The sequence below is a fragment of the Paenarthrobacter nitroguajacolicus genome (assembly GCF_051027655.1).
In the GTDB taxonomy this organism is placed as follows: domain Bacteria; phylum Actinomycetota; class Actinomycetes; order Actinomycetales; family Micrococcaceae; genus Arthrobacter; species Arthrobacter nitroguajacolicus.
The window spans coordinates 2,475,128-2,496,446 of sequence record NZ_CP073234.1 but is presented as its reverse complement, the minus strand read 5'-3'; the positions used below and the strand labels follow the sequence as shown (position 1 = coordinate 2,496,446).

Sequence of the window (21,319 nt, the reverse complement as noted above, 5' to 3'; positions counted from 1 at the left end):
GCGTGGAGCCGGGACGGCAGCTACGTTCGAGGACCACGCCCATCCCAGGCCTGCTGCTGTTTGAGCTGCCTGTTCACGGGGATGACAGGGGGTGGTTCAAAGAGAACTGGCACAGGACCAAGATGCTGGATGCCGGGCTGCCCGACTTCGGTCCGGTGCAGAACAACATTTCCTTCAACGCAGCGCGCGGTACGGTTCGGGGCATTCATGCTGAACCGTGGGACAAGTTCGTTTCCTTGGCCTCCGGTCGGATCTTCGGCGCGTGGGTTGACCTCCGCGTGGGCCAGACTTTTGGGACACTGTTTACCGCAGAGCTGACGCCTCAGGACGCCGTTTTTGTCCCCCGTGGCGTGGGCAACGCCTTCCAAACGCTGGATGACGACACGGCGTACACGTACCTGGTCAACGATCACTGGAGCGCGGAGGCACAGAAGGAGTACACGTTCCTCAACCTCGCCGATGAGGAAGTAGCCGTGCGGTGGCCAATCCCCTTGGAGAAGTCCATTGTGTCTGCACAGGACAGGAAGCATCCGCGGTTGGGTGACGTTGTTCCCATGCAGGAGCGGCGGACGCTGGTCCTTGGCGCGGACGGCCAGTTGGGTACAGCCCTCCGGCATGCTTTCTCCGGCGACGCCACGGCGGAGTTCGCCAGCCGGGCGCAATTCGACATCACCGTAGAGGACTCCTATGAGGCACTCAACTGGCGCAATTACTCCACGATCATCAACGCAGCCGCTTTCACCGCCGTCGATGCCGCCGAGACTCCGGAAGGCCGCGCAGCTGCCTGGAGCATCAACTCCGCTGCCGTTTCCCGCTTGGCGCGTACCGCCGTCGAGCATTCACTGACTCTGGTCCATGTATCCAGCGACTACGTTTTCGACGGAACAACAGAAGTGCATCACGAAGATGAAGTTCCCACCCCCCTGAGTGTCTATGGCCAAAGCAAGGCCGCCGGTGATCTTGCTGTGAGCACCGTACCGAAGCACTACACCGTGAGGACAAGCTGGGTAGTGGGCGACGGAAAGAACTTTGTTCGAACCATGGCTTCGTTGGCCGTCAAGGGGGCCGCGCCATCGGTGGTGGATGACCAACGGGGACGGTTGAGCTTCGCAGCTGACATCGCGGCGGGCATTCATCACCTGCTCCGAAGCAAGGCGCCCTACGGGACGTACAACCTCAGCAACAGCGGCGAAGCCAAGTCCTGGTATGAGGTGGCCCGCGACATCTACGGCTTACAGGGCGTCGATCCAGATCTTGTGCAACCCATCAGTACATCCGACTACGCGAAGCCAATCACTGCGCCGAGGCCACCAAGCAGCGTCCTGGACCTGAGCAGAATCCGCGCCACCGGTTTTGATCCGCCCGATGCGAGGGAGCGTCTGGTTGAGTACCTCCGACACTTGTACCCTCAGACACTGTCCTAAGCCCGCCGCAATGGTCCAAGGGTTTGGCGGGTTACGAATTCCTGATGCTGGTGCCATCCTTTAGGTACTCGTTATTGGGTTGCGGAAGAAGATGAAGCTATGAGGGTTCGCTACTTCACTACTGTGGCTGCGACGCTTGGTGCGCTGGTATTGGCAAGCACAATACCAGGCACTGTACGAGTGACGGCGATGCCTTCTCAGCCGAGTACGGTGATCAGGTCCGGGCAAACTGCCCTCTCTGAGCTTCCCAGGATCCCATGGGACGGCGGGCCGGCATACTGGAAGCAATTTGGCAAAGCAGCCGCAGCCGGATGGGACGACCCTTCCTTCTTCCCTATTGCAGTTTGGTATGGATCTCCAGGTAGCGACGCGCAACTGAAGTACGACAAGTCTCTGGGCATCAACACGTATGTTCAAGGCAACCCCGACGCATCCAGCGCTGACATCGCTGCCAACGGCATGTTCACCCTCTTCGCTCCGGATGATGCACCGGCCGACTGGGACCGACAGGTGGGTACTGTGGTGGACGATGAAGTGGACGGGAGGTACGACCCCGTCCCAGGGCTTGCTCGTATGAGGCAACTTGCATCCCAGCACGATCCGGCCAAGACGGGTAGGTTTACCTACGCAAACTGGACCGCAGGCATCATCACGTACGACGTGTCCATGCAGTACTCCACGGACTACTACAACACCGTGAATGTGAACTCGGTTGATCAATATTTCTACGCTGTCCCCCAGTGCGACTGGGGGGAAGGAGCGCTGAGGTGGCGGACTCCGAATGGGCAGAACCCGATCAATCCTTCAAACTGCCGCACTGCTTCAAGCTATGGGAAGATCATGTCCCTTCAGCAAGAGGTTAATGCAGCCCGTGGTGTGCAGGCCCCCTTGTGGGCACTTCCCACCGTTATCAGCACCGGTGGTTCGAAGGGCGGGTATCGGCAATTGAGCCCGGAACAGGTCGAGGCACAGGTGTGGGCCTCCATAATTCACGAGGCGCGTGGCATCGTGTGGTTCAGCCAGTCTCCGGACCAGCAAAACGTCAACGATTGCATCAGCGGGGATGCTTTCCAAGACGCCAGGATTCACAGTGCCGTCTGCCTGAGAGAACAAGTGGCCGCCGTTGGTGCCGTGAACAATGCGGTCAGATCCTACGCGCCGATCCTCAATACCCAGTCTTACGCCTGGGACTTCGGTACCGGCACGGACACCATGTTGAAAGTCAAGGATGCGCATGCCTTCATATTCGCCATGACCGATGACGGTGGTGTTGGCACTAGAGTGTTTACGCTTCCCGCCGGACTGTCCGGATCCACGGTTGAGGTGGTAAACGAAAACCGGTCAATACCCGTCCAACATGGACAATTCACGGATGCATTCCCGAACGAATACACCCATCATGTTTACCGCATAGCACTTTAGGGGAAAGCCGGGCGGGACCTGCCGGGTAGATGCATTCGAGACTCTGGCGGAGACCGAAAAAACGGCCTAAAGTAGGCCTACGGCAGCCTCTGGCAGGAGGCCGGGAGACAACTCAAGAAAACATGTCGCCGTGGCGGAGCTATTCCGCCACCCACGATCCTGGCAGTGCAGCAGCCACGGATCGTGGGCCACATGGTTATGTCTTGAGCTGGACCCGAGCCTGGAGCCGAGAATGCTGCTACCTAAGACCACGCCCACCCGAAACGCACTTCACCGGGTACTCCCCCAAACCTCGACTACACGTACCCTCGCTGGTGGCAGTCTCGTTTTCCACCGTCCTGCGAACACGTCTGAACGGAGTGGGGAGGCTGTCCCCGCCGCGTCACTTGTAAACCTGGGCGGCGTACCGGTGAAACTCATTGAGTTCGACACCGCGGTTCAACAAATCCTGGGCAGGGCAGTCGAGGCTGGTGCACCGCCCCTGGGTGTCTGCTCCGCAAACCTCGACCACATTCGCCATTTCGGGTCAGGAGGCCGCTGGACGAACACCCTGGACCATGCGGCGACCGTCGAATGGCTCACCCTCATAGACGGAGCGCCGTTGGCAACGGAGGCCCGTCGTCTAACGGGCAGGACGTGGCCGAGGCTGGCTGGCAGCGACCTCGTGGGACCGTTGCTGGATGAAGCGGGGCGGCGGGGGCTTAGCGTTGGTTTCCTTGGCGGGTCAGCAGAAGCCCACAACCTTATTCGAGAGAAGTTCGCTGTGGACCGGCCGAACCTTGCGGTGGCTGGTTGGTGGGCTCCAGCGCGGATCACGCTAACCGACGATGCGGCGTCCCGCCAACTTGCCATCGCGATTTCCGAGGCAGCTCCGGACATTCTGATCGTTGGATTGGGAAAACCCCGTCAGGAACTGTGGATTTCGGAGTACGGCCATTTGACCGGCGCCAAAGTACTGCTGGCCTTCGGTGCGGTAGTCGATTTTCTGGCTGGGCACGTACGGCGGGCTCCGTCCTGGGTCAGTTCCAACAGCCTGGAGTGGGCCTGGAGGCTGGCAATGGAACCGCGTAGGCTGTCCCGCCGATACCTCGTGGACGGGCCCGAAGCATATTTTCGGTTGCGCAGGGACAGTAGCTTGTCCGCCCCACCATGGACGCCGTCCAACCATCTTGCCCCCGTCGTCCCGGAGCGCGAGCCCAGCAGCGCTCCGGGTACCTTTGTGCCTGCAAGTGCCACCGCTGATGTCGCCATCGTCATTGTCACTTACAACAATGCAGACGACGTAGGACCGTTGATCCTGGGCCTGCGGAAAGAAGCCGTGAACCAGTCCATCAAAGTGGTAGTAGCCGATAACTCCCCCAACGACCTCACGCGCACCGAACTCGCCCGCTGTCCCGATGTCACGGTAGTTGCAACCGGAGGAAACCTGGGCTATGCCGGCGGTATCAACGTCGCACTTGCGCGAGCTGGAGAAGCTGGCGCATACCTCATTTTGAACCCGGACCTCCGTGTCGAAACCGGGGCGATCAGGGCAATGCTCAAGCGCATGAACGAATCCGGCGCTGGAATGGTGGTGCCGATGTTGTTGGACGATGACGGCAGCGTATACCCCTCCTTGCGTCGCGAGCCGGGCATTCTGCGAGCGCTGGGTGACGCGGCCTTGGGCAGTCATCTTAAAGCCCGTCCCGGTTGGTTGTCCGAGATGGACTTTGATGAAGAGAGCTACCGTCACGGGCACCAGGTGGATTGGGCTACGGGTGCTGCGCTGTTGGTAAGCGCCGAGGCAGCGAAGGTGGTGGGCACTTGGGACGAAAGGTTCTTCCTCTACTCGGAAGAGACGGACTATTGTCATCGTCTGAGGGCGTCGGGATATGCCATTTGGTTTGAGCCGGCGGCCAGGATGTGGCACACGCGTGGTGGTTCCGGGGCGTCGCCGCAATTGACAGCGCTCATGTCTGTGAACAGGGTCCGCTATGCAGAGAAGTATTTCAAGCGAAGCCGGGTGCTGGCATTTCGCTGCGCCGTACTTGTCGCGGAGGTCGTTCGCCTGAATAAGCCTGGTCACCTCGTCGCTGTACGGGCTCTGGCCAGCAAGCGGCGGAGGGATCTCCTCCCCCACGCAATGCGGAGAGCGGATGGAGGCCTCTGAATGCCCTCGGCGTTTCCCTCGGGCGCTGTCATAATCCCTGCGCACAATGAGGCAGCAGTGATCGAACGGACACTTCAGTCCCTCAGTGAAGTCATTGGGTGGGGCACAGTTGATGTGGTCGTGGCCTGCAACGGGTGCACGGATGGCACGGATGCGATTGTGTCCCGGTGGGAGGGTGTTTCTGTCCTTCAAGTGCCGGAGGCGTCGAAGGCTGCTGCGCTGAATGCCGGCGACCAGTGCACCTGCTTGTGGCCGCGTCTCTACTTGGATGCAGACATCGAGGTGAACACGAAGGCGCTCAGGGCCGTTTTTACGGCGTTGGAGGATGGCGCTCTTCTGGCGGCACGACCGGCGTTCCGTTACGACACCCAGGGCGCTTCTGCGCCCGTACGCGCATACTATCGGGCCCGGAGCCGGATCCCAGGCAACGCTCAGGGCCTGTGGGGCGCAGGTGTTTATGCGTTGAGCAGGCCCGGGCATGATCGCTTGGGTATGTTTCCTGACCTTACGGGCGACGACTACTTTGTGGACAGGCTGTTTGATGAACGGGAGAAAGCTGTACTTCCTACTGAGCCGGTAATTGTTCGAACGCCTCGGACCACGGCTGCGTTGTTGGCGGTCTTGCGGCGTACGTATCGTGGAAATAGCGAGCAGGACGTTGCGACTGGTGGTGCTTCCTTGACCCGGACGATGCGGGAGTTGCTCGCTTCAGTGCGGGGGCCGTGGACGGCTTTTGACGCTTTTATCTACGCCACGTTCGCGATTGTGGGTCGCCGTCGTGCGTCGTTGTCAGCCATGTCTTCCCCCGTTTGGGAAAGGGACGAGAGCCGCCGCTAGCAGATCAACCCGACCTGGACCTTGCTCAGTCGTTTCCGGCAGGGGCGGCCTCTTCCTTCAGGTGCTCTTTTAGCTGCGCGTCAGCGCTTTCACGCTGGGAAATCCGCCACAGCGCTCCAGCAATTCCAAGCATGAGGAATAAAACGCTGGCCGCCATGGGAAAGGCAAAAGCGTCAAAGAATCCAAATGCCAGGGCGGCTGCCGCGATGGAGGCCAGTACTGATTGACTCGTTTGACGCTGTTCATTATCGTTTGCCAGCCTGCGTGCTCGCCAGGCGCAGAACATTCCGGCGGAGACCAATAGCAGGAAGGCAAGAAGTCCTGCTATGCCGAGCTCGACCAAAAGCCCAAGGTATTGGTTGTCAACGATCACGTACGCGGGTAGGAAGGTTCCGAAGCCCCGGCCCAGCACCAGTTGTTGGCCTGCCATTCCGAATGCAGTGGAGTAGCCATTCGTTCGAGAGCTGATGCTGGGGTCATCGGTGCCCACGGTAAACAGGCCAAAGAGCGTCCCGATCATGCCGGGGGTAACTACGTATATGACTCCGACTAGTAACGCCGAAACAACCACAGCCCGTCGTCGGAGTTGTTTGGGCCACATCGGTAAAAGAATGAGGAAAGCCAAAGCCATGCAGATCAGCGCGGCTCTTGAGACTGACAACATGGCCGCCACTGCAATCAGGCCCACCGGGATCCACCATAGGAGTCGGCGCTTCGTGACGTCGTTGAGGGCGAGTGTAATGGCGATTGGTAGGGAGGCGGACAGGACTACTCCGTACTCGAGAGGGTGCATCGACATGCCTGCTGCCCGAACAAATCCGCCGCGGGAGTCGATGTTTGCCAGCTCGGAACTGACGCTGAGGCCCGGTATTCTGATCCATTCGATAAGCGACGATCCAGTGGCAAACTGGAGTAATCCCAGAGTTGCGGTCAATCCGCCGACTAGGGCGAATCGGCGGAGCACCTTCCTGACTCCTTCACGGGTAGTCAGGCCATCTGCTGCGATCAGCAGAATTCCGGCCCAGCCCGCCAACCTCAACAAGCCGGCGTCTGCGGGGCTGGCTTCGCTTTCGGGCAGTCCTCGCACCATTGCGTAGGCATAGCTGGCCAGGGCGACAATGAGGAACGCTGATATGGCAATGCGTAAGGGGTGGAAGCTCCGGGTGGATGATGTAGTGCGTAGTAATTGGTGAAGAATCCACCATGCTAATCCCAGCAGCGCAAACAATGTGTTTGGTCGGCCGATGGAACCCAGGGATGCGACGACCAGGTTCGATGGCAGCGCAAAGGTCAGTACCAAGTACACGGTGAGGAATATGGGGGCATCGGATTTCCGGGCCGCCCCCTGGGTACCTTCGCTGTGGAGCAAACCATTAACCCGGTACATGGGACTTTTCCTCTGTTTGCTGCACACGCGTAGTTTTTTTATTTGCGGTCCTGCGTCGACGCGGCCTTGTATCGATGATCACGGCGGCTAGCGTTGAAAGCGTGGCTGCTATGCCTACCCAGAAAACGGCGCCCTTGACGCGGTTGATTTGGGTTCCTCCGCCGAAAACGATCTCCGGGCTTGACGGCGAAGTGAGCGTGGTTATGAGGTCCTGTTGGACCCCGGCCTCAGCTTGCAGGGCGAGTGATGCAGCGTTGATTTGGTCAATGACACCGTTCAGGACTTCTTTCACTTTTTGAGCGCTGGAGTCAACGACTTGTACGGAGAGGACCGGCCATCGGAAGCTCTTGGCCCACTGACCACCACTGTTCAGTAGATTCACCGAGTAACCATGCCGTACGCCGGCGCCGTAGAGGGTTCCGCTTGACAGGGTGAGGTCCACCGAAGGCGAGTTATAGTTCACGCGCCGTTCCACCATGGCAGCGAAATCGACCAGCGAGGCGTAGTCGTCGCCGGGAATCCAGTACGCGGGCTTGCGATCTGGAGCCACAAAAGTGACTTCAGCCTTTGTCCAGTACACAGGTTCAGACGACCGGACGGCGCCTAGGGACGCGAGACCAATGACGATTCCGACGGCCAGTATGTACCAGCGCCTGGCAATGATGCGTAAGAGGATGGCCGCGGTCATGACTATCCCGGCCTGGACGAGCTGGGAACGACGGTGACTGTTTCACCTGCGAGGTAAGCCGGATCGTCAGCTTTGGGCCGATTACGTACAGGGCGACCGACTGATGACGGCTTGTGAACTTGGTGCGAGTTCAGGATGTGGTCTGCAGGTTCATTGACTGTGCCGCTGGCAGAGGTACGCGACGCGGACTTTTGCCGACGGCGTGCCGGGTTTGGCGGCTTTGGTCCCGTGTGATTGGCGGATCCTTGTGTACTCCTCCGGCTCTTTCTCGTCAGAAGCAAGCCATCGAGGAGCACAGTGATGATGACAGTGAAGGCTGTCCCTCCGGCAGCGGTTACAAGGATGAGCTGAGTCCGCGCCTTGACCTCAGGAACAGCCTTGCTGTCCTCCAACAGGTTCATTGTGGAAATGCGGGAGGCGTTAGGGACGTTGAGCACGTCTTGCAATTCGGTTAGAGCCACCGGGGCCTGATTCATGACCGTGTCCAGGACCTTGAGTGCTTGGTCGGCGTCGTGGGAAGTAGCCGTGATGAGGAGGATGGCACCGCTCGTTCCACGGTCGGCTTCGGCTGTGAACGTGGCTGCCCCGCTCTGCTCGCGGATGTTCTCCTTGAACTCTTCGGAGGACATCTTGCGCGTGAGGATGTCAAGAGCCTCGCTCATGCCGCCCAGCCCCAAATATGGGTTGCCTGTCTCTCCAACGCTTTGGGTTGAGGGCAGCAAAACCAAACTTGCCTGGGCTTTGTAGTTGTCGGGGGTGCTCCGTTGAAGGACGAAGCAGGCACCTGCGGTCAGGGCAAGCCCAAGCACAACAATGAACCATCGGCGTCCCAGACTCTTCAATATCTTCTGTACCTGCATGTCCCGCACTTACCTCTCATTCGATGACTTGGGGTTGGACGACCACATGGCTCACGGCCCTGACATGGTGCTTTTCCTACTTGCGACGGCCGTTTTGATCCGATCTATCCCTTGGCGTCCCAGCAGTGCAATGGTGACTGCCTTGGCAGTGGTCCGAATCAACTCCCGTAGAACCCTCAGGGGCGACTCAAAAACTCGGTCCACAAATATCGTCTGCAAGCCGGGGTTGGGAACATCGTCCAAAAGGCTGTGAAAGAGGCCCCGGTATGGCTCGGGGGCTACACGGCGGCCCCGAATCCGGTTGCTCACATTGTGGTCATGCACCACCTGCAGCCACGCCGGCGAGCCATGGAGCGTCCTGACGTTCATGGAGTGTCCCAGCATGGTGTGCCATGCGGCCCAACATGTTACGGGTGTGGACCAGTGTGTGCTGACGGAGCAAAAAGCGTTGTGGGGGTCGTGCCTGAGGAAAACGGAGCCATTTCCCTTCACAAGGCCGGAAGCAAGGTAGATGGCTGTGCTGCCTTGGCCACCGGCAGCCTTTTGTAGTCGCTCAACGAAATCGACGGCCAACCCGTCGTCGTTATCCAGGTTGGTTGTGAGGAGCAGTTGGCGATCGCCTCGAATTGCTGACCGAATGTCTTGGAGCAGTTCGGAAGGACTGACAGCCGTCCTGAACAGGGGTAGAAAGGTCCGGTCCCGGTTCAATTGCTGGATGCGATCCAGCAGCCATGCCGGGCTCTCCGGATCGAAGTAAATGATCCAGTGAAAGTCTTGGTTGGTCTGGGCTTTCACGGAGGGAAGGCAGTAGCGCTCGAACAGCACCATTCGTTCTCTCAGCCACCCGTCCTGGGCCCTTACAAAGCTCTCGAAGCCTTGCGAGGGAAGATTGAAACGCGTCAGGAAGACGTGGTCAAGCGAATCCACCGAGGTTGTCCGGTTGTCATCGATCATGGTGTCCTCCTCGAACGGACTCAGTGACGGCGTCCTGAGGTATGTGTTGTCCGCAGAGGTCCCGGATGGTTGAAGCCCGCACTTCCCAGGAGTTTGCCTCCGCGACTCGCCGCATGTCTTCGCGTTGCTGTTGATCCGGATGATGGGTCAAGGCTCCCTTGACCAAATCCACGAACTCTGCGCGGTCTCCGGCAACGAACAAAGCGCTGCACTCCAGCAAGCTGACTGATGGCAGGTCCGTTGCTACAACGGGCAGTCCGGCAGAAAGATACTCCAGCGTCTTCAGGGGGAAGCTGGACCTGTTGAATTCAGTGTTGGCATACGGAGTGATCCCTACCGATGCTGTCTCCAGGAGCCGGCGAACCTCGCTGGGCCGAACGTATCCACGCCAGTCCACATTTCCCCTACTCAAAAAGGCATCCAGCCTTAGCCTGGCTACGGGGTTGGACTCAGTCCGTGGGCCAAGGACCAGGATGTCGAGTTCGGTGTCAGCCAACGACTCAAGCACATCCAGGTCCAAGCGCTCATTGAGCTGTCCAACCAGGGCCGTGATGGGCCGTCGGCGATTATCGGTAGCGCGCCTGGTGGGTGGACGACAGCCGTTGGGGACAACGCCCACGGGCCGCCCTGCGAAACTGGACATTTTCGCAGCCAGTCCTGGCGAAACAGCAGTAACAACGTCTGCCGCCGCTAGGTTGCGTTCAAGTGAACGACGCAGGTAGTTCGAAGGGAAGCCAATCAAGTCAGCTGCGGCCAACCAGTCATCTGTCAAATGGAGCAACCGTGTCCCTGCAAAATTCGCCGGAAATGCCACAACGGGAGATGCGTTGATGACGGCCGCTGGCGGACGGCCGGAGAGTCGGATGGCCTTGTCCATGCAGTGTGTTGAGATCGCATGAGTAATGGGACGGCCGACACTGGAACTGAAAAGCGGGGGCGCTGGAAGCCGGAGACGCTTGAGGTGCGGGGTCAGGTGTTCCGGAACGCCGCGGAGACTTCTCATCATGTATTTCCGTACATCCCCATAACGGAAAACCGGGGCAGGTTGATCAACCCACAGCACAGGACCTGTTACCGCAAGCGACTCCACCAGAAGGCGGTCAGTGCCGGGCAGGTCATCCCACCGCCCGCCGGAGATATACATGATGGTTTCCATCAGACCCCCTTGGCAAGGTGTAGCTCCGGTCCTGCAGCGTGGCTGGCAACAGGGCGGGCATTAAAGTCGTCCCTGGGCAGTCGTCGCAGCACACGCTGAGCACGTCGTTTGCCCACATAGCCGGCGTATCGGCCCATGGCTGCCACTTCCGATGCCAAGGTCGTGGCCAGGCCGGGGCGGGCAGCGGCAAAATCCTGGTAAAGGCCTACCTGACGTTGAGCCGCGGAGTCCAATGAGTACCTCTCCTCGACGAGCTGCCGACCAAAACCACCCAAGTCCCGGCGAAGGTGCTCATCTTCCATGAGCGCTCGCAGGATGGCGAGCAAGGCGGTTTGTCCTTCACCGGCTGTACCCGGACCGGATCCGTACCATCCTTGCCACAGGAAGGTAGGTAGGGAGTCGGGGGTGAGAAGTTCCCAAAACCCGCGCTCACCTTGGACCACAAGGGGCTTCCCGAAGGAAAGCCCGCGCAACGCTGAACCGCCCATCCCCAGCACGACATCAGCGGCAGCATAGACAGGCCGCGGGTCCGCGAGTTCACCCGTGAGGGTCACCGTCTCGCGCCCGGTGGCTGCATTGATAAGCGCAGCCCGGCTAGCGACTGCATCCGAGGCCGGACCGGTTCCCGTAATGATCAGCGTCACCGGATGTTCAAGGGCCAACAGGCGGATGGCGTCCATGGCGCTCAGAAGGCCCTCAAGTTTCAGTTCCTGTGCCAGGCGTGAAACACAGACAACGGTGAGGGAACGGTCACTCAGTGCAAACTTGCGGCTAAATGCGTCCAAACCCACCGTCGCCGAAGCCTGGTTGGCGTACGTATCCACCGGCGGCTCCATGACGTGCACTTCTCCCCTGCCCCGGGAAGACTCCCATTGATGGATCTGCTCAGTACCCACCATGAGCGGCATGGACTTTGGAATGAACGGAGCGACAGCCATGGACATGACGGTGGCGACCGCCGTGGTGCCACCCACCACTTTGGAAGCAGCCAGGCACTCCAAGGCCGGTGGCCACTCGTATCCGTGAAGAACCTCCACACCGCGCTCGCGGACAGTGCAGACCAGGGCCCTGATGACATTTGGCGAAGGACGCTTTCCTGGACGTGGTGCAGGAACGTACTCCAGTCCTAACTCGACAGCCGTTTGCGCCAGCGGACCTGGTTGCCCAAAGAGCAGGACGTCGTGCCCCAGTCGCTGTACGGCTGCGCCCAATTCAATGGCATTCAGCTGGCTGCCGCCCAGGCGGAGGTCGTGTGGATAGACGAGGATCTTCATGTCCAGGCCTCCTCGGGGGCACGGCCACGGCCCCAACGCCGGACATCGGCAATGTCCCGCTTGCCAAACGCAAGCGTGAGGCCCATCGCCAGGACGCCCACACCCGCAGACAAGAGAACGGCCTCCATCGGTGACCGCACAGATTGGCTCAGCAGCGAGCAACCAACACCGGCAGCAACAGCCACCATGAATGGCCGGAAAAGTCGAACGGCCACCGCCCGCAGTGAAACGTTCGCCCGCTTCATGGCCCTGAGGTACATCGGCGAGGTCACCACAACAGCAACGGCCACCGGCGCTGCAGCCAGTCCAGACATCCCGCCATAAATCGCCCCGACAATCAGGGCGGGGACCAGAGCTGCGAGCGCCATCAGTTGGACCGTGAAAATCGGCCCGGACAAACCGAGAATGACCAGGTAGTCGTAGAACAGCTCGTGGAGGACTCGCACGGCGGTCAGCGGAGCCAACCAAAAGAGGGCGAGGCCGGCCGGAGCCCAGGCATCGCCATAAACCAGCATGACCAGTGGGACAGCGCATCCCATCATTACCGCGCAGACCGGCAAAAGGACCGCTGCCAGCGCCCCGGTAAGGGACAACAGGGCCGACTGCATGTCCCCCGGCCTGTCCTGCAACCTGGCAAAGGTTGCCGGTGCCACGCTCCGAAGGGGCGGGGACAACAAACTGGAAGGCCAGCCAGCCATGTTGAACGCCATAACATACAGGCCCAAGGCGACCGGCCCCAGCATCTTCCCCGCAACGAGTTGATCAACGTAGCCAACCGCAAAGACCACCATACTGGCGCCGGCCAGGGGCAGCCCGAACGCCAGCAACTGCCTGGCACCTTTCAACGAGAATCCAAAGCGATAAGGCAAAGGCGAATAGATCAGGAACAGGACGCCGGCTACCAGGCTGGCCAAGACCCGCCCAATGCCAAGGCTCATGGCGCCCATCCCGGCGATCACCATGATCAGTGAGGCGCCTGCCCCCAGCCAAACATTGACTTGGTCAATGACCATGCGCTGGCCTTGACGGAAGTTCCGTTGCAGCAGGGCTGCAGGGGTGGCTACCAAGCCGTTCAGCACGATGCAGACCGCCATGACCCGGACCACGTCCGTGGCTGCTTCATTTCCCATGGCGGCCGTGAAGTAGGGTGCAGCTGCATAGGAAACCCCGAACAGCAGGACGCTGCATGTTGCCGAAATAGTGGTGACGGTTGCCGCTATGTCCTTTGGGTCACCGGGCCAGCGAACGATCGCGAGACTGACTCCCAATTCGTTGAAGCTCAAGACCGCAACCAAAGCTACAAATGCTACGGCGTAGGTTCCGAATTCTTCGGGCCCCAGCAGGCGTGCCAGTGCGATTCCGATTCCGATCGTGCCCAGCTTCGTGATGAAAGCGTTGACCACGCTGATCACGAATGCCCTGGTGGGCGTTGGTGTCCGCCGGGGAGTCACCGGGCTCCGAAGTGTCACAGGACGCCCTCCAGCTCCGGGGTATTTCCCCGCCGGATCACCCTTGCCGGCACCCCGGCCCACGTTTCGTCCTCGGGAACATCGGCAAGGACAGCGGCGCCCATGCCGATCATCGCTTTCGCGCCGATGGTCAGGCGCTCGCGGACACTGGCATTCATGCCGATGTAGGCGGCCCGGCCAACGTGGACGTTGCCGCCGAGGGACACTCCGGAGGCCAAGGTGGCGTAATCGCCGATGACGTCATCATGTGTGAACGTGACCCCTGGCATTGCGACCACGTGGTCGCCGATGGTCACCGAAGCTGTCATGCTCACGTGGGCGAGGAGGATACTCCCCCGGCCAATCATGCAGCCCTCTGGAACGCGCACGGAAGGATCGATCGCTGTAGCGTAGCGGTCTTCGCCCAGCCCCAAGGCGCGTAGCCGCATCACCACGCTTTCCCGGCCGCTGCCGGATCCAATGCAGATCAGCAGCAGGGCGTGGGGGTAGTTCATAGCTTCCCGGACGGGACCGAGGACATGTGCCCCGTCCACCACGCGGCCTACCTTGTCTTCGTCGTCGTCGAGGATCCCAATGACGTCGAAAGGCCCGCTGCTGCGGACCATGGCAAGGACCTCCCGGGCGAGGCCGCTTGCCGCGATGAGGAGTAGCTCGCTCATGGCTGACCCGCGGCTCGTAATACTGAGTCGATGACGCGGACTTGGTCGCCCAGCGCCAGTTGGTGGAAGAGGGGCAGTATGAGTGTGTGATCCGTCAACCACTCCGTGGCGTCCAGCCCGGCCGTGCCTGTGTCCGTGCCTGCGTACGCAGGCTGCCGGTGCGCTGCCATGATCCCGCGGCGGGCAGAGATACCATCCGCAGCCAAACGTGCCATGAGGGCGTCCCGGCCCAGCGGGAACGCCGGGCCGACCTCCAGCCAGCATGACTGGAAGTTGCTGATGCCATACTCCGGATCGCTTACCAGGCGTAGGCCCTCCACTCCGGCGAAGGCGTTCGCGTAGGTAGCGGCCAGTTCGCGCCGTCGCTGGACGGCGGCATTGAGGCGGCCAAGTTGGACAATTCCGACGGCGGCCTGAAGGTCGGTCATGCGGTAGTTGAACCCGATTTCGAGGTACTCCTCCGCGGGGGCGAGCAGGCTGGCGTGGCGATCAGCGGCTGAAACACTCATGGCATGTTCGCGGAGGCGCCGTGCCCTGTCGCCGTAGTCTTGGCGCGGTGTAGTGATCATGCCGCCCTCACCCGTCGTGAGGATCTTGCGCGGGTGGAACGACCAAGCAGCCAAATCGGCGTTTGAACCTACGGGCTGTCCCCGATATCTGGAGCCAATAGCACACGCGGCGTCTTCCACCACGATGATTCCCAGAGGATCACACAGCGCCCGGATAGGTTCCAGGTCAACCGGGACTCCACCTTGGTCAACGGCGATGACCGCTGTAGTAGCGGGAGTCAGGGCAGCCTTGACGGTTTCTGCAGTAACGCAGCCAGTGAGGATATCGACGTCGGCGAAAACGGGCCGCGCACCCACGTACGTTGCGGCGTTGGCAGTAGCAATAAAGGAGAACGATGGCACCACCACGTCATCACCGGCTGCGACGCCGGCAACGACGAGGGCCAAGTGGAGTGCAGAGGTGCAGCTCGACGTTGCGACCGCGAATCCAGCATGTTGCTCGGCTGCAAACGCGTCCTCGAATTGGCGAACCTTGGGACCCTGGGCCACCCAACCGGAGGCGATGACCTCTGCGACAGCCTGGGCTTCTTCTTCGCCGAGCCACGGCTTCATGACGTCAACGCGGCCCAAGCGGGTTTCGGAGATGGTCATCGCGCACCGACTGTCGGTGCAGGGCGGCTCATAGTGCGGGCGGCAGCAATCTCAGCACGAAGCGGACGCCACCACGAGACCAGCGAGCGCAAGCCGTCTTCCAGGCCAACGACTGCCTCGAAGCCCAGGTCTTCGCGTGCTGCCGTGACGTCGGCAAGCCGTCGGGCAACTCCGTTGACGGCACGCTCCGGACCATGTTCCAGGTGGAGGGGTGAAGCCATGACCTTGAGCAGTGTTTGCGCCAGCTCCGCCAGACTGGTCTCCGTACCGCTGGCCACGTTATAGACGCCCTCGCGTACATTGCTGACGGCGGCAAGGACATTGGCCCTGGCGACGTCCGCGGTGTGGATGAAGTCCATGGTTTGCTGCCCGTTGCCGAAAATCAGTGGGGGCTGGCCATCCACTATGCGCTCCATCCAACGAACAAGGACTTCGGTGTAGAGCCCGTGCACGTCCATGCGGGGTCCATAAACGTTGAAGTACCTCAGGAGGACGTAGTCCAGGCCTGACATTGCGCGAAAGCTCCTCGCCATTCCTTCGTTGAAGGACTTCGCCGCGCCGTAAAAGGTGTCGTTGTTGTGGTGGTGGTGGCTTTCCTTCGTGGGAAATTCCTCGGCCATGCCATAAACGGAGGCACTTGAGGCTGAGATGAGTCGGTCTATTTTGTGCGCCGCAGCTGCCTCGTAGACGTTGAAGGTCCCATCTACCAACACTTCGAGGGCCAGCCGTGGTTCTTCCGCGCACTGGGTGATGCGGATGGCGGCTTGATGGAAAACCAGGTCCTTGCCATGGGTCAGGTCGTGGACGAGGTCGCGGTCACGGAGGTCGCCTTCGACCAGCCGTACCCTTTCGGTGGAGAGAGCTTCGTCGAGGTTTGCGCGGCGGCCGCGGACGAGGTTGTCCAGCACGTCTACGTGCGCCGCACCGGCGTCGAGCAGTTGGTCGACCAGCGTCGAACCAATGGTGCCGGCGCCTCCGGTGACCAGGACACTGGCCCCTAGAAGCTTTTTCACCGCGCAACCTGGAAAGAGACTTCATTCCCGGCGACGATTGTTGATTGACCGTCAGTGCTGAGGCTTTGCGTGACGGCTTCGAGAACGGACAAGACACGGAGCCCGGATTCGCCGCTGGTCCGTGGCATGGTCCGGTTGCGGATGGAGGAGGCAAGTTCGCAGACCACCTGGCCAAGGGGCTCGCGTTCCTGCAATGCCGGCGACCAGGTGTCGCCCAAACGGTAGGAGATGGCGGAGGTCCGTTTGTCAGCTGCAGATCTGGGCTGATGCTCCAGGCTGACTCCACGGTCGTACACGCTGAGGCGTTGCTGGGGATTGAGGTCGTCCCACACCAGGGTCCTCTTTGACCCCCCGATGATCATTTGCCGGATCTTTGTGGGGCTGAGCCAATTCACGTGGATATGGACCATCGCATCGTTGGGCAGGCCGAAAGTGAGGTGTCCGACGCAGTCCCTGCCGGTTCCCAGGGGATCCGCGCCGTGAGCGGATATTTCCGTGGGATGCAAGCCACCTGGCAGGACGAAGTCCAGGATGGAAAGGTCGTGGGGCGCCAGGTCCCAGAAAACGTTGACGTCCGGTTGGACAAGTCCAAGATTGATGCGGACGGAATCAACATACAAAATGTCGCCCAGGGCACCGCTGGCTACCAGTTCCTGGATCTTGAGGACCGCTGGTGTGAAGCAGTAGGTGTGGTCTGCCATGAGGACCAATCCTCTGGCCTTCGCTTCCTCCACCATCTCCAGGCCCTTCGCACGGCTGTCAGCCAACGGCTTCTCCACCAGGACATGTTTGCCGGCGCGCAGGGCAGTCATCACCACTCCGTGGTGGGTATGCGCCGGGGTAGCTACTGCAACGGCGTCCAGGTTGTACGTGTCAAGCAGTTCGTCCAAGGATTCGACGACGGCCACTCCGCCAACCGTCTCGGCGAGCCTTAGCCCTCGTTCGACGTCGAGGTCGCAGATGGCAACGAGATCCCAGTCAGGGCTGGCTTTGAGGTTCCGGGCAAGATTGGGGCCCCAGTATCCTGCCCCCACTACCGCAATGCGGAGCCTGGGCTGTGGGCCGTGGCCGTTGAGTTGTCCTGATGGAATCGTTCGTATGCTCATTTCCCACTCTGCTTCTGTGTTGACAGCGCGATTCGCTTGGTTTGTTGCAGTTATTGGCTAATAGGCCCCGGAAGGTTGAATCATTGCCCTGAACGTCCGCCACATGATCATCAGGTCTCCAGCTATGGACCAGTTCTCCACGTAATAGAGGTCCAGCCGTACGGCCTCGTCCCATGGAAGGTCCGACCGGCCATTGATTTGCCATAGGCCCGTGATGCCGGGCTTGATGAGCAGCCGACGATGCGTATGGCGTTCGTAGCCGCTGACTTCACGGGCCAACGGCGGCCGCGGTCCCACGAGGCTCATGTTGCCCACCAGGACATTCCAGAACTGGGGCAATTCATCGAGGGAGTACTTACGCATCCATCGGCCGCACTTGGTAACGCGGGGGTCGCCGCGGATCTTGAACAGGACACCGGCGCCTTCATCCTGGGTGCTAAGTTCCTCCAGGCGGGATTCGGCGTCCACCACCATGGAACGGAACTTCAGCATGTGGAAGGTAGTGCCCCTCCTGCCGACCCGTTCCTGGCGAAAAAGTACAGGCCCGGGGCTGTCCTGGTGAACTATGGCTGCCAGGAGCAGCAGGATCGGTGAGAGGACCAGCAATGCCGACGCCGAGACCGTAATGTCCATCAGACGCTTGAGTGTGTGCTTGCCCCCGGAGTAGTGCGGGATGTCCACGTGCATCAGGGGAAGTCCCTCGACCGGCCGCCAGTGGATCCGCGGACCGGCCACGTTCGTTAGGGCGGCCGCGAGGACAAGTTCCGCGGAATTTTCCTCCAGCCGCCACCCGAGCTCCTGGATGAACTGGTTTCCACCGGGCACGGGGCCGGCCACAATCACCGCGTTGGCGCCCGTTTGCCGGACGGTGAGGGCGATCCCGTAGATCGAAGAAAGAACAGGGACACGGAGGTGGTCCACCTTCAGGACCGCACCTCGCCGTGCCCCTGGAAGGCAGGCTCCGAGGATGTCGTACGCGGTGCCGGATTTTCGGTTGATCTGCTTGATGACGTACCGAACGTCTTGGGGCTCACCTACAACGATCGCCCGGGAGAGGCAGCGGCCGCGGGACTTTTCGTGGCTCAGCCACCGGCGGAAACTCCACCTGCTGCTGGTGAGCGCCACCAAGCCAAGCGGCAGGGAGACGAGTACGAATGAGCTGACAGCATCAACCCGGAAAACCACGGCAACGATGCCCAGAAAACCAAAGACACGAAAACTTGCCGACAGGACGCGCTTGTACTCCTCGGGACCTACGCCCAGGACTTTCGGATCGCGGGTGCGGTAGACCTCCAACGAACCCAACCAAACCAGTCCAAGAATCAGTGCCATCACCAGATGGCGTGTGTAGGCAGGACTCTCCGCAGCCAGGGTCAGGCCTTCGGTGTTCACAACGAAACCGGCGAAAACAGCGGCAGCAACGAGGGCCATGTCCGTCATGCGAAGACTGTTGGTCAGTGAATGCGCCCAGTCGGTCCTGCCCCGGCGGGGGAACGTGATCCGAGGGGTCCTGCGGGTGACTGGCGGCACGAAGTCCAGGGTGACCTCGGAGCTCGGTGCCGCCAGTCCCGCCTTCTCAGTCCGTTGTGCAGCAACGGACTTGTCAATCCAGGGAGACACCGGCGGATTGACGTCGGCGATGGCAGCTTTTGCGGGAAAGACTGAACCCGCCGAGGCACGGTCCGCACCGGTGGGTGCCGCTACCTTGCCCGTACGCAAGACTGGAACTTTCACCATGTCAGCCTTCTTTGCAGTCCTGCCATTGCCTACTTATCAGTGAAGCGGCGGCGGTCAGGAGGCGCACCAGTAGTCGGTACTCAAGTTTGCGCAGGTTTACCCATTGCACCTACGTGCGAGTACCTAGCCGGCGACGGCGGCACTACGTGCTTTCGTGGCGCGCAGGAGCGCAAAAACCGCGGAAATCCGGTCTGGAACCAGCACAAAAGCTGCCGGAAGGGAGCACAAAAAAACCGGCCACCCCAAGGTGGCCGGTTCGTTAGGTCAGTTAGTCCTCCACGATTTCCATGTCTTCGTCCAGGACGTCCTCGTCTTCTTCATCTTCGTCGTCGAAGACTTGGAGCGGAGTAACCTCGGAGTACGCCTCGTACAGCGCATCTTCATAAACTTCGAAGGCATCGGCGACGGCGAAAAAAGCCGCTTCGACATTGGGGTCACCTTCGCCCCTGCGCGCTGATGCGGCGGCCAGATGTTCTTCCAGGGCGGCGGTCAGTGATTGAAGCGCGACACGCGGATCGATGCTCATGACTTCACGTTAGCCGGAAAAGGACGAAAATGGAGAGGGATGAAAGAACAATTTCCGGGCAGCTCCGTTGAGCGCCAACGAGACTACGCACGTCAGTACGAATACCTCGTACTGACGGTGGGACCTGACGATTCACTGCCGGAAGCCCGACGCCGACTCGCCGAGCATTCCGAATACGGCAAGTGGGAACTCGAGCGCAGCGTGCTCTACCTCGGAGGCGGGCGCCGCTTCTGGTTGCGCCGCAAAGTCTATTCCGTGCAGCGAACCGTCTGAACGCAGCGGCATCACGCATTCAGGTATTACCGCTGGTCCTCCAACGGACCCAACCATGCGTTCGCCACAGTGTTATGGGCGGATTCATCGTTGGAAGGATGGAAGATGCCTGCCAGGACGTCCCTGTAGAGCCGCTCCATCTCAGACCCACGGAAGTAGCTGGATCCTCCTGTGACACGGATCGCCAAGTCCACTACGTGGCGTGCGTTCTCCGTTGCCCGGGACTTTAGTCCCACAAGTTTGGGGAACCATTGGGCTCCGTGGTCCACCAGGTTGTCCACATCGCGGGCCAGGGAAGAGATTTGAGGTGCGATTCCGTCCATGGCCAAGGCAGCGTCTGCCACCTTCCACCGGATATCCGGGTCTTGGGCGTAGCTCCGGCCACCGTGTTTGGCTGAAACCCTTCGCTTGACGTTCGCTACGCCAAGGGTGAATGCACGCTCGGCAACGCCCGTGTACACGGCGGCGAGCAAAGTCTCGAAGCACGCGAAGATCGCGAAGATCAACAGGTCCTTGTTGGGTCCCACGGGGAGCTTGCGGAAGATCCGTTCTGCCGGAATCACGGCTCCGTGCAGGAGAGTGGTGTTGGACGCACTGGCACGCATACCCAGGGTGTCCCAGTCGCTCAGGGTTTCGTGGCCCGGCTCATCGCGGCGGAGAAAGCCAAAGACGAGCTCCCCCTCACGGTCCCTGGCGTCGGCATCCTTGCCGAATGTTCCCAGCCGGGTCCAGCCGCGTGAGAGGCTGGTGAAGATTTTCCGGCCAGTGAACCGGTAGCTCCCGTCAGGTAGCGGCTCGGCAACCGTGCCGGAATCGAACAACATGGAATCATTGCCGGCCTCGGAAATGCCGAAGGCAAAGACCTCACCCTGCCCCGCCTCCTTCAACACGAAATCCAAGGATCTGTCCCCTCGGGCCGTCAGGACCTGCGCGACGCCGGTCCACACCAAGTGCATATTCACCGCCAGCGCTGTGGCCGGGGCAGCCGTGGCGAGACGTTGCTGCAACGCAGCCACCGATTCGAGCCCGAGCCCGAAACCGCCGTCGGCCTCCGGCACGAACAGCTTCAGGTAGCCGGCGGCTGCCAGGTCCTCCAGGTCCTCGTGGAAGAACTGGTTGTTCTGGTCGTAACCTGCGGCGCGGCCACGCAGCCGTTCAAGCAGTTCGTCGGGCAGAATTTCTTCGGGAGTCATGATGGTCCTTCGGGTGCTTGCCTTAGTAGTTG

19 protein-coding genes are annotated in these 21,319 nt (G+C 60.7%); 5 read left to right on the top strand and 14 right to left on the bottom strand.

Annotation, left to right across the window (positions count from 1 at the left end; all coding sequences use genetic code 11):
• Positions 1–2: 2 nt before the first annotated feature.
• The 4 genes from KCX59_RS11865 (at position 3) to KCX59_RS11850 (ending at position 5,832) form a co-directional block, all read left to right on the top strand.
• Complete coding sequence (locus tag KCX59_RS11865; protein ID WP_179016591.1) at positions 3–1,424, top strand: sugar nucleotide-binding protein; 1,422 nt, start codon at positions 3–5, stop codon at positions 1,422–1,424.
• A gap of 189 nt (positions 1,425–1,613) precedes the next feature.
• Positions 1,614–2,846 (top strand): hypothetical protein, encoded by a 1,233-nt coding sequence (locus tag KCX59_RS11860; RefSeq protein WP_179016592.1) that lies wholly within the window; start codon positions 1,614–1,616, stop codon positions 2,844–2,846.
• 409 nt (positions 2,847–3,255) lie between these two features.
• A complete protein-coding gene (locus KCX59_RS11855; protein WP_370629148.1) occupies positions 3,256–4,995 on the top strand; it encodes a WecB/TagA/CpsF family glycosyltransferase in 1,740 nt (579 codons plus the stop codon).
• Positions 4,996–5,052: 57 nt separating this feature from the next.
• Entirely contained in the window at positions 5,053–5,832 is a 780-nt protein-coding gene (locus tag KCX59_RS11850) for a glycosyltransferase (RefSeq protein WP_434122450.1), read from the top strand.
• Positions 5,833–5,857: 25 nt separating this feature from the next.
• On the opposite strand, the gene KCX59_RS11845 is transcribed toward KCX59_RS11850, so the two are convergent.
• The 13 genes from KCX59_RS11845 to KCX59_RS11785 all read right to left on the bottom strand — a co-directional run bounded on the left by KCX59_RS11845 (position 5,858) and on the right by KCX59_RS11785 (position 19,821).
• Entirely contained in the window at positions 5,858–7,219 is a 1,362-nt protein-coding gene (locus KCX59_RS11845; RefSeq protein WP_179016595.1) for an O-antigen ligase family protein, read from the bottom strand.
• Complete coding sequence (locus KCX59_RS11840) at positions 7,206–7,907, bottom strand: hypothetical protein (protein ID WP_179016596.1); 702 nt, start codon at positions 7,905–7,907, stop codon at positions 7,206–7,208. Before KCX59_RS11840 ends, KCX59_RS11845 begins: the two co-directional genes overlap by 14 nt.
• Before the next feature lie 2 nt (positions 7,908–7,909).
• The gene (locus tag KCX59_RS11835; protein WP_179016597.1) at positions 7,910–8,767 is read right to left on the bottom strand and encodes a hypothetical protein; all 858 of its coding nucleotides are present in this window, start codon (positions 8,765–8,767) and stop codon (positions 7,910–7,912) included.
• A 51-nt stretch (positions 8,768–8,818) separates the two neighbouring features.
• Positions 8,819–9,721 (bottom strand): glycosyltransferase, encoded by a 903-nt coding sequence (locus tag KCX59_RS11830; RefSeq protein ID WP_179016598.1) that lies wholly within the window; start codon positions 9,719–9,721, stop codon positions 8,819–8,821.
• A complete protein-coding gene (locus tag KCX59_RS11825) occupies positions 9,711–10,877 on the bottom strand; it encodes a glycosyltransferase (RefSeq protein ID WP_179016599.1) in 1,167 nt (388 codons plus the stop codon). The genes KCX59_RS11830 and KCX59_RS11825 overlap by 11 nt, the downstream gene beginning before the upstream one ends.
• The gene (locus KCX59_RS11820) at positions 10,877–12,151 is read right to left on the bottom strand and encodes a glycosyltransferase (RefSeq protein ID WP_179016600.1); all 1,275 of its coding nucleotides are present in this window, start codon (positions 12,149–12,151) and stop codon (positions 10,877–10,879) included. Before KCX59_RS11820 ends, KCX59_RS11825 begins: the two co-directional genes overlap by 1 nt.
• A complete protein-coding gene (locus tag KCX59_RS11815; RefSeq protein WP_179016601.1) occupies positions 12,148–13,620 on the bottom strand; it encodes an oligosaccharide flippase family protein in 1,473 nt (490 codons plus the stop codon). The genes KCX59_RS11820 and KCX59_RS11815 overlap by 4 nt, the downstream gene beginning before the upstream one ends.
• Positions 13,617–14,279 carry an acetyltransferase gene (locus tag KCX59_RS11810; RefSeq protein WP_179016602.1) on the bottom strand — a complete coding sequence of 221 codons (663 nt, stop codon included), beginning with the start codon at positions 14,277–14,279 and terminating at the stop codon, positions 13,617–13,619. Before KCX59_RS11810 ends, KCX59_RS11815 begins: the two co-directional genes overlap by 4 nt.
• The gene (locus KCX59_RS11805) at positions 14,276–15,439 is read right to left on the bottom strand and encodes a DegT/DnrJ/EryC1/StrS family aminotransferase (protein ID WP_179016603.1); all 1,164 of its coding nucleotides are present in this window, start codon (positions 15,437–15,439) and stop codon (positions 14,276–14,278) included. The genes KCX59_RS11810 and KCX59_RS11805 overlap by 4 nt, the downstream gene beginning before the upstream one ends.
• Positions 15,436–16,452, bottom strand: coding sequence for an NAD-dependent epimerase/dehydratase family protein (locus tag KCX59_RS11800; RefSeq protein WP_179016604.1), 1,017 nt, complete (start codon positions 16,450–16,452; stop codon positions 15,436–15,438). The genes KCX59_RS11805 and KCX59_RS11800 overlap by 4 nt, the downstream gene beginning before the upstream one ends.
• Positions 16,449–17,558: a Gfo/Idh/MocA family protein gene (locus KCX59_RS11795; RefSeq protein ID WP_178992765.1), complete on the bottom strand. Its 1,110-nt coding sequence runs from the start codon at positions 17,556–17,558 to the stop codon at positions 16,449–16,451. The genes KCX59_RS11800 and KCX59_RS11795 overlap by 4 nt, the downstream gene beginning before the upstream one ends.
• Positions 17,559–17,615: 57 nt before the next feature.
• Positions 17,616–19,295, bottom strand: coding sequence for a sugar transferase (locus KCX59_RS11790; RefSeq protein WP_179016605.1), 1,680 nt, complete (start codon positions 19,293–19,295; stop codon positions 17,616–17,618).
• 268 nt (positions 19,296–19,563) lie between these two features.
• Complete coding sequence (locus KCX59_RS11785; protein ID WP_091470707.1) at positions 19,564–19,821, bottom strand: hypothetical protein; 258 nt, start codon at positions 19,819–19,821, stop codon at positions 19,564–19,566.
• A gap of 39 nt (positions 19,822–19,860) precedes the next feature.
• Between KCX59_RS11785 and KCX59_RS11780 the strand changes: the two genes are divergently transcribed.
• Positions 19,861–20,094 (top strand): DUF5703 family protein, encoded by a 234-nt coding sequence (locus KCX59_RS11780; protein ID WP_179016606.1) that lies wholly within the window; start codon positions 19,861–19,863, stop codon positions 20,092–20,094.
• Between the two features lie 26 nt (positions 20,095–20,120).
• Here the strand turns inward: KCX59_RS11780 and KCX59_RS11775 are convergent, their stop codons facing one another.
• Positions 20,121–21,287, bottom strand: coding sequence for an acyl-CoA dehydrogenase family protein (locus KCX59_RS11775; protein WP_179016607.1), 1,167 nt, complete (start codon positions 21,285–21,287; stop codon positions 20,121–20,123).
• Between the last annotated feature and the right edge of the window lie 32 nt (positions 21,288–21,319).